Source organism: Streptomyces inhibens (assembly GCF_022221585.1).
In the GTDB taxonomy this organism is placed as follows: Bacteria; Actinomycetota; Actinomycetes; order Streptomycetales; family Streptomycetaceae; genus Streptomyces; species Streptomyces inhibens.
Window position 1 is genome coordinate 2,900,542 of record NZ_CP084681.1, and the last position, 12,375, is coordinate 2,912,916.

Sequence of the window (12,375 nt, forward strand, 5' to 3'; positions counted from 1 at the left end):
CGTGTCCGCTTGCCCGCGGGCGCGGCGGCGGGTGCTCTTGACCCGTGACCGAAACCGAGCTGACCGAGACCGGAGCGCAGGGCCGGCGAAGCGCCCGTCCCGCGCGGGAGCCGGGGGCGCGCGGGCGGTGTTTCGACGCGGCCGTACGCGCCTATCTGGTACGGCATCCGGAGGCGACGGTGGTCGCGCTCGGCGAGGGGCTCGGTACCGCGTTCTGGCGGCTGGACAACGGGCGGCTGAACTGGCTGACGGTGCAGCCGCCGGAGACCGCCGCGGTGCGCCGGATGCTGCTGCCGGACGGCGCCCGGCGGCGTACGGTCGCCCGCGCGGTGACCGATCACGACTGGCTGGACGCGGTACGCGAACCGCAGCGCGGGGTCATCGTCACGGCGCCCGGGGTGCTGATGCGGCTGTCGCCGCCCGCGGTGCGCGCGCTGCTGGCTGCGTGCGCGGAGCGGTTTCCCGGCGGTGCGCTGGTCTTTGACGCGCTGCCACGGTGGGCGTCCGCGCTCGCCCGACGGGCCGCCGGGCCGGCCGGCGGCCGCCGGCCTGCTCCGGTGCGCTGGGGCCTGGACCGCGCCGAGCTGCCGCGGCTGGCCGCCGCGCACCCGGGCATCGTCGCCGTACGCGAAATCCACCGGCCGGACTTTCCCGCCCGCTACCGGCACCGCATCCCGGTGCTGCGTGCGCTGACGCCGCTGGTGTGCGAGGTGCGCTTCGCCGGCGCCCGTTGCCCCGGAGCGTCTCGTCAGCCGTGAGTTGACGGTAATCTGCGCCCAATGAGCGCCCTGAACCTCGATGACTTCGCCCACCTGATCGAGCGCCCCGACGGCGGTGTGCGCCGTGACGCCGAGGAGCGGCGGGCGCGGCTGGCCGTGCCGCCGGGCGCGCTCGGCCGCCTCGACGAGCTGGGCGAATGGCTGGCCGCCGCGCAGCAGCAGGTGCCGGTGCGGCCCATCGAGCGGGCGCGGGTGCTGCTGTTCGCGGGCGATCACGGCGTGGCGGAGCTGGGTGTGTCGGCGCGTCCGGCGGGCGGCACCAAGGATCTTGTACGGGCCGTGCTGGACGGCGCGAGTCCGGCCGCGGTGCTGGCCCGTGGCGCCGGGGCGCAGCTGCGCGTGGTGGACATGGCGGTGGACTGCGATCCGGAGGAGCTGCCCGAGGAGGTCACCCGGTACCGGGTGCGGCGCGGTTCGGGGCGGATCGATGTCGAGGACGCGCTGACCGCCGAGGAGGCCGAGGCGGCGTTCCGGGCCGGGATGGCGATCGCCGACGAGGAGGCGGACGCCGGTACCGACCTGGTGGTGCTGGGCGATCTGAGCGTCGGCGGCACGACGGCCGCGAGCACCCTGATCGCCGCGCTGTGCGGGACGGACGCCTCGGTGGTCACCGGGCGGGGCGGTGCCCGGATCGACGATCTGGCGTGGATGCGCAAGTGCGCGGCGATCCGGGACGCGCTGCGGCGGGCCCGTCCGGTGCTCGGCGATCAGCTGGAGCTGCTGGCCGCTTCCGGTGGCGCGGATCTGACGGCGATCACCGGTTTTCTGCTGCAGAGCGCGGTGCGCCGGACGCCGGTGATCCTGGACGGGGTGGTCTCGGCGGCCTGTGCGCTGGTGGCCCAGCGGGTGGCGTTCCGGGCGCCGGACTGGTGGGTGGCCGGTCAGGCGAGCGGGGAGCCGGCGCAGGCGAAGGCGCTGGACCGGATCGCGCTCAACCCTCTGCTCGATCACGGCGTCACTGCTGGTGAGGGGACGGGGGCGCTGCTGGCCCTGCCATTGGTGCAGGCGGCCGCGGCCCTGGCGGCAGAACTGCCCGTACGCGACTGACGCGGCGCCGGCCGGCAACCAGCCGGCCGTCCGCGCTCGGACGAACGCTCCGGACCGGGGCTTTCACCACTTCACGCCCGTACCGGACCACCGGCGGCGCCCCATAAGATCACGCTTTACACGTTTTATGGGAGACATCGCTTGAGTCGGGACGAAGACCGCGCAGACCGCCCCCGCGGTCGCTGGTCGCAGCGCGGTGCCACATTCGGCATCTGGTATCTGCGCACGGTCACCTTCATCAATTTCCTGAGCGCGGTGTGGGTGTCGTTCGCCGATGACATCCGCCGGCACAACATCGAGGAGTACTTCACTCCGTATCTGCTGACGGCCGGATTCGCGTCCGGTGCCTTCTCGCTCTTCCTGTCGGTCACTCTGCGGCGGCGCAAGCGGGCGGCCTGGATCTTGAATCTGGTGCTGTCCGGGCTGCTTCTGCTGCTGTTCGGGTTCGCGCTGATAGCCGCCCCCGAGTTCCGCGAACATGCGCAGAACTGGGTGTCGCTGGCGCTGACGCTGCTGTTCGCGGCGGCGCTGGTGGTCGGCCGCCGGGAGTTCTATGCGAAGGGCGACCGGGCGAACCCGAAGCTCGCCGCGGTCACCGCGGCCGGCGGGCTGCTGGTCGCCTCGCTGCTCGCGGCGCTGTTGGTGACCGTCACCAACACCGCGCAGGACGGTTCCTCGACCTTTGCGCAGCGCTGGCGTTACGGCCTGATGCGGCTGGTGTCCCTGGCCGCCGACGACCGCGCGTTCCCCGGGATCGCCACCCCGAACTGGGTCAATGTCGCGATCAATGTGCTGAGCACGCTGCTGCTGGTGGCCGTCCTGTGGGCGGCGTTCCGGTCCGTACGCAGCACCGAGGCGATCACCGAGGACGACGAGGAGCGGCTGCGCGCCCTGCTCGCGCGCCACGGCGACCGCGATTCGCTGGGCTACTTCGCGCTGCGCCGCGACAAGAGCGTGATGTTCTCCCCCAGCGGCAAGGCGGCGGTCACCTACCGCGTGGTGGGCGGGGTGTCGCTGGCCTCCGCCGATCCGCTGGGCGATCCCGAGGCATGGCCCGGGGCGATCGAGGCGTGGCTGGCCGAGGCCCGGGAGCACGGCTGGGCGCCGGCCGTGATGGGCGCGGGCGAGGAGGGCGGCACGATCTACGCCCGGCACGGTCTGGACGCGCTGGAGCTCGGCGACGAAGCGATCGTGGACACCGCGGAGTTCACGCTCGGCGGCCGGGCGATGCGCACCGTACGGCAGGCGTACAACCGCATCGAGCGGGCCGGCTACACCGTCCGTATCCGGCGTCACGAGGACATCCCCGCGGAGGAGATGGACCGGCTGCTGCGGCTGGCCGACGACTGGCGCGACGGGGAGACCGAGCGCGGCTTCTCGATGGCGCTGGGCCGGCTCGGCGACCCCGCGGACGGGCGCTGCGTGATGCTCGAATGCACCGACGAACAGGGCGAGCTGCGGGCGCTGCTCAGCTTTGTGCCGTGGGGCACGAAGGGCCTTTCGCTGGACCTCATGCGGCGGGACCGCAACTCCGAGAACGGGCTGATGGAGTTCATGGTCCTGGAGCTGATCCAGCGCGCGAAAGAGGTGGAGATCACTCAGCTCTCACTGAACTTCGCGATGTTCCGCTCCGTCTTCGAACGTGGATCGCGGCTCGGCGCGGGCCCGGTGCTGCGCCTGTGGCGCTCGCTGCTCAGCTTCTTCTCCAGGTGGTGGCAGATCGAATCGCTCTATCGCGCCAATGCGAAATACCGACCGATCTGGGAGCCGCGGTACATGCTCTTCGAAAAGAGCACCGATTTGCTGCGGATCGGAATCGCCGCCGGCCGTGCGGAAGGCTTTCTTGAAGCACCCGGTCTGCCCAAGTGGCTGAACCGCAAGCACCTGGAGAATGTGAGATGAGCCCGGCTGGGGCGGGGCGGCGCGAAGGAACCGCGCCGGGGCGGCGGGAAGGACCCGTGCCGGGGCCGCGGGGGATGTCCCCCCTGCACCGCGCCGCGCGTGCCGAGTGGGGCCCACTCCTGCGGACGGTGCGGTCCGCGCTGGCCGCGAGGAAGCTGCGGGCGATTCCGGTGACGCTCGCCGCGGTGTGCCTGACCCTCGTCCTCCAGTTCGTGCAGAACCAACCCTGGGGCTATCAGCCGGTCCAGGACATCGGCTCCGTACAGGCCTGGGAGCATCTGTGGGTGGCGCTGCTGCGTACCCCGCTGTCGCTGTTCGTCCCCGCGCTGGACCTTCCGGTGTGGGGCGCGCTGGCGCAGATCCTGGTGGTCTTCGGGATCGCGGAGATCTGTGTGGGCTGGCGGCAGACGATGGCGGTGGCGTATCTCGCCACGCTCGCCGGGACGATGTACGCCCGGATCGGCATCTGGATCGGACCGGAGAGCCCGATCGGGCTGCCCGACTCGGACAAGTACGTCATCGACACCGGGCCGTCGGCGGCAGTGGTGGGGCTGGCGGTGTTCGTGTGCTGGCGCTATCGCGCGTGGGTCACCTGCGCGGTGGTGGTGCTCGCGATGCTCGTCGAGGTGGTGTTCATCAAGAACAACCTGGCGGGCAAGGAGCATGTCGCGGCGGTGCTGGCGGTGCTGGCGCTGTGCGGGGTGTGGGAGGTGTGGCGGCCGCGCAAGCCGCGCGACGCCCAGCGCGTCACCGGTTTGGAGCACCCCCGATGACATGCTCGACCTTGCGGCGCAGCGCCGACCAGCGCCGGTCGTGACGGTAGGCGCGGACCTGGGAACGGGCCCGCGCCTTCGGCCGTTTGCGGTAGAAGCGCCTGGCCCAGGGCGAGTTGGGCCGGGCCAGCCGGATCGCGCCGAAGAGCGCGACGAAGGGCACGAAGACCCCGATGACGGCGATCCGGCCCTTCCCCTTGAAGAGCGCGACGACCGCGAAGAGGAAGTTGACGGCCACGGTCCGTACGACCGTGAAGCGGTCGGCCGTCTCGTCCGGGCTCAGTTCATTGACGCCGAACGGCAGGAAGCCGGCGAGGACCAGGGCGACCAGCGCGGCGGTGAGGATGACGATCTCGACGCTCTTGGTGCCCTGCTCGGTCCAGTACACATCGTCGAGGTGCAGGATCAGCGCGAACTCGTCGAGGACGAGCCCCACCCCCATGCCGAAGAGCACCGCCGCCACACCTGCGCCGAAACCGCGCCCGTCCCCGGCGAGGGCGATGAAGCCGCCGACGACCATCAGGACCACACCGGGGACGACATGGTGGACATGGATGCCGCCGGGGGTGATGTTGCGGAACGGCCCCTTGCCCGCGCGGATGAGACGGGTGATGACCCGGGTCACGAGGAAGGTCAGCACGAACGAGGCGAGGGCCAGCAGCAGCGGCAGCCGCCCCGGCTCGACGATGTTGCGGTACCACCAGTGGCCCATCCCACACGCTCCCCTTCGTCACGTAAGGACACGTAGGGACAATTAGGCACCGTTCCCTCGATCAGGGTCGGCAATCAAACGCCGCGGGCGCCCGTATAGCCTGCCGCGGTGACCGAGACGCCCGCTCCCCCGGCCCCCTCCGACGCCCTGCGCTTCGCGTTCGGAACGCTGACCGTGCTGCCGGTACGCGTCACCCGCTGGGACCGCGCCACGGCACGCGGCGGAATGCTCTGTGCGCCGCTGGCCGGGCTGGTCGTCGGGCTGTGCGCGGCCGCGGTCGGCGGGGCGCTGCTGCTGCTCGGCGGTGGCCCGCTGCTCGCCGCGGTGGGCAGCGCCGCGGTGCCGGCAGTGCTCACCCGCGGACTGCATCTGGACGGGCTCGCGGACACCGCCGACGGCCTGGGCAGCGGCAAGCCCGCCGAGGATGCGCTGCGCATCATGAAGCAGTCCGACATCGGCCCGTTCGGGGTCATCACGCTGCTGTTCACCCTGCTGGCCCAAGTGGCCGCGCTCCACGAGCTGTACGCCGAGGGCTGGGCGCACGGCGCGCTCGCGGCGGCCGTCGCGGCGGCCGTCGCCCGCTGTGCACTGACCCTCGCCTCCCGCGCAGGGGTGCCGGCCGCCCGGCCGGAGGGGCTCGGCGCAGCGGTCGCGGAGACCGTCCCGGTGCGGGCGGCGCTGCTGTGCGCCACGCTGGTGGCCGCCGGATGCGCGGCCGCGGGTGCCGTCTTCGGGCCGTACGGCGCGCTGCACACCGGGCTCGCGGCGCTGCTCGGTCTCGGGCTCGGCGAACTGCTGCTCGGGCACTGCCGGCGGCGGTTCGGCGGGGTGACCGGCGATGTCTTCGGCGCGCTCGCGGAGAGCGCGGGGGTGACGGCGCTGATCGTGCTGACGCTCGGGTAGCAGGCTCGGGCGGCAACTCACCCCGAAACCACGGGTGGACTCCAACTACTCCGGGGTGAACGCCAGTTAACCTCGTACGACGCCGGGCGCAGCCGCCCCGCCGGGTGCCGGTGTGGTATCGGACGGGCCTGGCTGCGCAGCCGAGCGTAGGCTCGGCCGCAGCAGCGCGCTGCGCGCAGACGGAATCCCCGGACGGAACAGGACCCTTAACACCGTGACTGCACTGACCCTCAGTACTTCTTCCGCCGCAACGGTGCGCGCGGATGCCGTCGTCGTCGGCGTGGCCAAGGGCGCCAAGGGCGTCGTTGTCGCTCCCGGCGCCGAGGCCGTGGACAAGGCCTTCGGCGGCAAGCTCGCCGCCGTGCTGGAGACCCTCGGTGCGAGTGGTGCCGAGGGCGAGGTGACCAAGCTGCCCGCCGCGGACGGCCTCAAGGCGCCGGTCGTGCTGGCGGTCGGCCTCGGCGAGGCGCCCGCCAAGGGCGACGACTACGACAACGAGGCGCTGCGGCGCGCCGCGGGCAGCGCCGCCCGCGCGCTGGCCGGCAGCAAGAAGGCCGGCTTCGCGCTGCCGGTCGAGGACGCCGAGGCGGCCGCCGCGGTGAGCGAGGGCGCGCTGCTCGGCGCGTACACCTTCACCGCGTACCGCTCCAACGGCAACGGCCAGAACGCCAAGGGCGGCAAGAAGAACGACGCGAAGTCGGCGCCGCTGGCGGAGGTCGCGATCCTCGGCGGCAAGCCGCGCGACAAGGAGTTCAAGGCCGCCGCCGAGCGGTCCCAGGCGCTGGCCGCGGAGATCAACCGCGCCCGCGACCTGATCAACACCCCCTCCAACGACCTCAACCCGAAGTCCTTCGCGGCCGAGGCGCAGGCCGCGGCCAAGGAGTTCGGCCTCGAGGTCGAGGTGCTGGACGAGAAGGCCCTCAAGAAGGGCGGCTTCGGCGGCCTGATGGGCGTCGGCCAGGGCTCGGAGGCCCCGCCGCGGCTGGTGCGGATCGCCCACACCCACGCCGAGGCGACCAAGACCCTCGCCCTGGTCGGCAAGGGCATCACGTACGACTCGGGCGGCATCTCGCTCAAGCCGGCCGGCCACAACGAGACCATGAAGTGCGACATGAGCGGCGCCGCCGCGGTGTTCGCCGCGGTCGTGGCCGCCGCCAAGCTGGACCTGGAGGTGAATGTCACCGGCTGGCTGGCGCTCGCCGAGAACATGCCGTCCGGCTCCGCCACCCGCCCCGGTGACGTGCTGACCATGTACAGCGGCAAGACCGTCGAGGTGCTCAACACCGACGCCGAGGGCCGCCTGGTGCTGGCCGATGCGCTGACCCGCGCCTCGGAGGAGTCGCCGGACGCGATCGTGGACGTCGCCACACTGACCGGCGCGATGGTGCTGGCGCTGGGCCACCGCCACTTCGGGATCATGGCGAACGACGACGCCTTCCGCACCTCGATCCACGAGATCGCGGAGGAGGTCGGCGAGCAGTCCTGGCCGATGCCGATGCCCGACCACCTCCGCAAGGGCATGGACTCGCCGGTCGCCGACATCGCCAACATGGGTGAGCGGATGGGCGGCGGCCTGGTCGCCGGACTCTTCCTGAAGGAGTTCATCGGCGAGGGCATCACCTGGGCACACCTGGACATCGCGGGCCCGGCCTTCCACGAGGGCGCGCCCTGGGGCTACACGCCCAAGGGCGGTACGGGTTCCGCGGTGCGCACCCTGGTGCGGCTGGCCGAGCGCACCGCCGCGGGCGACCTGGGCTGACGGCCGGCGCGGGAATTTCTTCCCGCTTGCCCGTCTTGTTCCTACGGCCCCGCGCATACCGCCCGGGGCCGTAGGTGTGCGACCGCCCTGCGGCCGCCCCGCGTTCGCCCTCAACGAAATCCGCCCACCCGTCTCCCACCACCACCCTTCCCCGGCGGCGCTTCGCGCCTCCGCACTTTTTGTACCAACCAGTAACCCCTTCGAGGCGGCCCATCCGCCGTCCAGAGCCCGGCCCGCCGTCCCGGCTTCGTTGAACAAGTGCGAAGATGGGTTCTCGGCAGGACAGGGCCCCCCTTACCCAGGGCCGAAGTAAAAGCGGCCGAACAACAGCCGCGGACCGGTCATCGACGACCGGCTCCGGCGCACCCATGCATGGAGGACGTGACGTGGCGAACGACGCCAGCACCGTTTTCGACCTAGTGATCCTCGGTGGCGGAAGCGGTGGTTACGCCGCTGCCCTGCGCGGGGCGCAGCTGGGCCTGGACGTCGCCCTGATCGAGAAGGGCAAGGTCGGCGGCACCTGCCTGCACAACGGCTGCATCCCCACGAAGGCTCTGCTGCACGCCGGTGAGATCGCCGACCAGGCTCGTGAGAGCGAGCAGTTCGGTGTCAAGGCCACTTTCGAGGGCATCGACATCGAGGCGGTCCACAAGTACAAGGACGAGGTCATCTCGGGCCTGTACAAGGGCCTGCAGGGCCTGATCGCCTCCCGCAAGGTGACGTACATCGAGGGCGAGGGCCGGCTGTCCTCCCCGACCTCCGTCGACGTGGGCGGCCAGCGCGTCCAGGGCCGCCACGTCCTGCTGGCGACCGGCTCCGTGCCGAAGTCGCTGCCGGGCCTGGAGATCGACGGCAACCGCATCATCTCCTCGGACCACGCGCTCAAGCTCGACCGCGTGCCGAAGTCTGCGATCGTCCTGGGCGGCGGCGTCATCGGCGTCGAGTTCGCCTCGGCGTGGAAGTCCTTCGGCACCGACGTCACCATCGTCGAGGGCCTCAAGCACCTCGTCCCGGTCGAGGACGAGAACAGCTCCAAGCTCCTGGAGCGGGCCTTCCGCAAGCGTGGCATCAAGTTCAACCTCGGCACCTTCTTCGACAAGGCCGAGTACACCGCCGACGGCGTGAAGGTCACCCTCGCCGACGGCAAGACCTTCGAGGCCGAGGTGCTGCTGGTCGCGATCGGCCGCGGGCCGGTCTCGGCGGGCCTGGGCTACGAGGAGCAGGGCGTCGCGATGGACCGCGGCTACGTCCTGGTCGACGAGTACATGCAGACCAACGTGCCGACCATCTCGGCCGTCGGTGACCTCGTTCCCACCCTCCAGCTCGCGCACGTCGGCTTCGCCGAGGGCATGCTGGTGGCGGAGCGGCTGGCCGGTCTGAAGACCGTGCCGATCGACTACGACGGCGTGCCGCGCGTGACGTACTGCCACCCCGAGGTCGCTTCGGTGGGTATCACCGAGGCCAAGGCCAAGGAGCTGTACGGCGCCGACAAGGTCGTCGCTCTGAAGTACAACCTCGCGGGCAACGGCAAGAGCAAGATCCTCAAGACCACGGGCGAGATCAAGCTCGTCCAGGTCAAGGACGGTGCCGTGGTCGGCGTCCACATGGTCGGTGACCGTATGGGCGAGCAGGTCGGTGAGGCCCAGCTGGTCTACAACTGGGAGGCCCTGCCGGCCGAGGTTGCGCAGCTCGTGCACGCGCACCCGACGCAGAACGAGGCTCTCGGCGAGGCCCACCTGGCCCTGGCCGGCAAGCCTCTCCACTCCCACGACTGACCCCAGTCCCGGGCGCGACCACATCCCGCAATTCGTAAGGAGCAACCGAAACCATGGCGGTTTCCGTAACCCTGCCGGCGCTCGGCGAGAGCGTCACCGAGGGCACCGTCACTCGCTGGCTGAAGGCCGAGGGTGAGCGCGTCGAGGCCGACGAGCCGCTGCTCGAGGTGTCGACCGACAAGGTCGACACCGAGATCCCGGCCCCGGCCGCCGGCGTTCTGACCTCCATCAAGGTGGCCGAGGACGAGACCGTCGAGGTCGGCGCCGAGCTGGCCGTCATCGACGACGGCACCGGTGCGCCGGCCGCCGCCCCGGCCCCGGCCGCTGCCGAGGCCCCCGCTGCCCAGCCGCAGCCCGAGCCCGCCCCGGCCCCCGCGGCCCCCGCCCCCGCTGCCGCCCCCGCCGGCGCTGCCGAGGGCACCGACGTCGTCCTCCCCGCGCTCGGCGAGAGCGTCACCGAGGGCACCGTCACCCGCTGGCTGAAGGAGGTCGGCGAGGAGGTCCAGGCCGACGAGCCGCTGCTGGAGGTCTCCACCGACAAGGTCGACACCGAGATCCCGGCGCCGGCCTCCGGCACCCTGCTGGAGATCGTCGTCGGTGAGGACGAGACCGCCGAGGTCGGCGCCAAGCTCGCCGTGATCGGTGCGGCCGGTGCCGCCCCGGCCGCCGCGCCCGCTCCGGCTGCCCCGGCCCCGGCCGCCGCTCCGGCACCCGCGCCCGCTCCGGCTCCGGTCCCGGCCGCCGCTCCGGCGCCCGCGCCCGCCGCCCCGGCTCCCGCCCCCGCCCCGGCACCGGCCCCCGCGCCGGCTCCGGCCGCTCAGGCCCCGGCCGCGCCGGCCCCCGTCACCCCGGCTCCGGCTGCCGGTGAGGGCGAAGGCGCCTACGTCACCCCGCTGGTGCGCAAGCTCGCCGCGGAGAACGGCGTGGACCTCTCCACGGTCAAGGGCACCGGTGTCGGTGGCCGGATCCGCAAGCAGGACGTCATCGCCGCCGCGGAGGCCGCCAAGGCCGCCGCTCCGGCCGCTGCCGCCCCGGCCGCCGCGTCGAAGGCCCCGGCCATCGAGGTCTCCCCGCTGCGCGGTCAGACCGTCAAGATGCCGCGGATGCGCAAGGTCATCGGCGACAACATGATGAAGGCCCTGCACGGCCAGGCGCAGCTGACCTCCGTGGTCGAGGTGGACATCACCAAGATCATGCGGATGCGCAACAAGGCCAAGGACGCGTTCGCGCAGCGTGAGGGCGTCAAGCTCTCGCCGATGCCGTTCTTCGTCAAGGCCGCTGTCCAGGCGCTGAAGGCCCACCCGGTCGTCAACGCCCGGATCAACGAGGCCGAGGGCACCATCACCTACTTCGACACCGAGAACGTCGGTATCGCGGTGGACGCGGAGAAGGGCCTGATGACCCCGGTCATCAAGGACGCCGGTGACCTCAACATCGCCGGTATCGCCCGCAAGACGGCGGACCTGGCGGGCAAGGTCCGCGCCAACAAGATCACGCCGGACGAGCTGTCCGGTGCGACCTTCACCATCAGCAACACCGGTTCGCGCGGCGCCCTGTTCGACACCGTCATCGTGCCCCCGAACCAGGTCGGCATCCTGGGCATCGGTGCCACCGTCAAGCGCCCGGTGGTCATCAACCACCCGGAGCTCGGCGAGACCATCGCGGTGCGCGACATGACCTACCTCGCGCTCTCCTACGACCACCGTCTGGTGGACGGCGCCGACGCCGCCCGCTACCTGACCACGGTCAAGCAGATCCTGGAGGCCGCCGAGTTCGAGACCGAGATCGGTCTCTGAGCCCGGTAGTCAACCGGTAGGTGTGCAAGGGGTCGGCCCCGGCTCGTACGGCATCTCGTACGAGCCGGGGCCGACCCCTTTGCGCGTCCGCGTCCCGGATAATGGCCCCCTTGCCACCCCCGCTCTGAAGGAGCACGTCATGACCCCGCCCGTCGTCCATTCGCTGCGCGAGCAGATCCGCGAGCACATCCTTGAGGGGATCGTCAGCGGCCGCTGGCAGCCGGGCGAGCGGATCGTGGAGCGGCGGATCGCGGTCGAGCTGGAGGTCAGCCAGACGCCCGTACGGGAGGCGCTGCGGGAGCTGGAATCGCTGCAGCTGATCGAGTCGGCGCCGAACAAGGGCGTACGGGTACGGAATCTGACCGCGGACGACCTCAAGGAGAGCTATCCGGTGCGCGCCGGCCTTGAGCAGGTGGCCGCGGAGCTGGCCGCCGGGCGGCTGGCCGAGGACACCGCGACGCTGGAGCGCGAGGTGGCGGCGCTGCGCGAGGCGGATCTGGCGGGTGACGGGGAGGCCCAGGTGCGGCACACGGTGGCCTTCCACCGGGAGATCGTGCGGGCGGCCGGTAACGCCGTACTGCTGCACACCTGGGAGTCGCTGGGCATCGAGGTCTGGACGACGCTGTCGATCCGCTGGTTCAGTCCGGAGCCGCGCTCGCACGCCCAGGACCACCAGGAGATCGTGGACGCGTTCCGGCGCCGCGACCCGAAGATCGGCACCCTGCTCAAGGCGCATGTGCTGAGCTGCGCACCGAGGGTCTGAAGGGCGGAGAGAGGGGGTTCCGCGACAGCGCGGGGCCCGCTTCCGCCCCCGCTTTCGGTCCCGTTTTCGGTCCGCTTTCGGTCCCCTTTTCGGTCCCGTTTTCGGCAACCAGGAACCCTTTCCACCCTGGCACGGGGTGCCCGAAATTGCGGCACCCCGTGCCGAC

At 71.7% G+C, this 12,375-nt stretch carries 10 protein-coding genes; 9 read left to right on the top strand and 1 reads right to left on the bottom strand.

Going from position 1 to position 12,375, the window contains the following annotated elements:
• The first annotated feature begins 44 nt into the window (after window positions 1-44).
• The 4 genes from KI385_RS13425 (at window position 45) to KI385_RS13440 (ending at window position 4,501) form a co-directional block, all read left to right on the top strand.
• Window positions 45-758: a class I SAM-dependent methyltransferase gene (locus KI385_RS13425; RefSeq protein WP_238572415.1), complete on the top strand. Its 714-nt coding sequence runs from the start codon at window positions 45-47 to the stop codon at window positions 756-758.
• A 21-nt stretch (window positions 759-779) separates the two neighbouring features.
• A complete protein-coding gene (gene cobT, locus KI385_RS13430; RefSeq protein ID WP_238572416.1) occupies window positions 780-1,826 on the top strand; it encodes a nicotinate-nucleotide--dimethylbenzimidazole phosphoribosyltransferase in 1,047 nt (348 codons plus the stop codon).
• A gap of 141 nt (window positions 1,827-1,967) precedes the next feature.
• The gene (locus KI385_RS13435; protein ID WP_238572417.1) at window positions 1,968-3,728 is read left to right on the top strand and encodes a phosphatidylglycerol lysyltransferase domain-containing protein; all 1,761 of its coding nucleotides are present in this window, start codon (window positions 1,968-1,970) and stop codon (window positions 3,726-3,728) included.
• A gap of 74 nt (window positions 3,729-3,802) precedes the next feature.
• On the top strand, window positions 3,803-4,501 hold the full coding sequence (locus KI385_RS13440) for a hypothetical protein (RefSeq protein WP_238572419.1): 699 nt from the start codon (window positions 3,803-3,805) through the stop codon (window positions 4,499-4,501).
• Here the strand turns inward: KI385_RS13440 and KI385_RS13445 are convergent.
• Complete coding sequence (locus tag KI385_RS13445; RefSeq protein ID WP_128511073.1) at window positions 4,476-5,213, bottom strand: hypothetical protein; 738 nt, start codon at window positions 5,211-5,213, stop codon at window positions 4,476-4,478. The genes KI385_RS13440 and KI385_RS13445 overlap by 26 nt on opposite strands.
• 108 nt (window positions 5,214-5,321) lie before the next feature.
• On the opposite strand from KI385_RS13445, the gene KI385_RS13450 reads away from it, so the two are divergent.
• From KI385_RS13450 to KI385_RS13470, 5 genes are all read left to right on the top strand, one after another.
• Window positions 5,322-6,116, top strand: a complete 795-nt coding sequence (locus KI385_RS13450) for an adenosylcobinamide-GDP ribazoletransferase (RefSeq protein WP_238572420.1) — start codon at window positions 5,322-5,324, stop codon at window positions 6,114-6,116.
• 214 nt (window positions 6,117-6,330) lie between these two features.
• Window positions 6,331-7,875, top strand: coding sequence for a leucyl aminopeptidase (locus KI385_RS13455; RefSeq protein ID WP_238572422.1), 1,545 nt, complete (start codon window positions 6,331-6,333; stop codon window positions 7,873-7,875).
• A 386-nt stretch (window positions 7,876-8,261) separates the two neighbouring features.
• Window positions 8,262-9,650: a dihydrolipoyl dehydrogenase gene (gene lpdA, locus KI385_RS13460; RefSeq protein WP_238572423.1), complete on the top strand. Its 1,389-nt coding sequence runs from the start codon at window positions 8,262-8,264 to the stop codon at window positions 9,648-9,650.
• Window positions 9,651-9,703: 53 nt separating this feature from the next.
• A complete protein-coding gene (sucB, locus tag KI385_RS13465) occupies window positions 9,704-11,446 on the top strand; it encodes a 2-oxoglutarate dehydrogenase, E2 component, dihydrolipoamide succinyltransferase (protein WP_238572424.1) in 1,743 nt (580 codons plus the stop codon).
• A 139-nt stretch (window positions 11,447-11,585) separates the two neighbouring features.
• The gene (locus tag KI385_RS13470; protein ID WP_238572426.1) at window positions 11,586-12,209 is read left to right on the top strand and encodes a GntR family transcriptional regulator; all 624 of its coding nucleotides are present in this window, start codon (window positions 11,586-11,588) and stop codon (window positions 12,207-12,209) included.
• The last annotated feature ends 166 nt before the right edge of the window (window positions 12,210-12,375 follow it).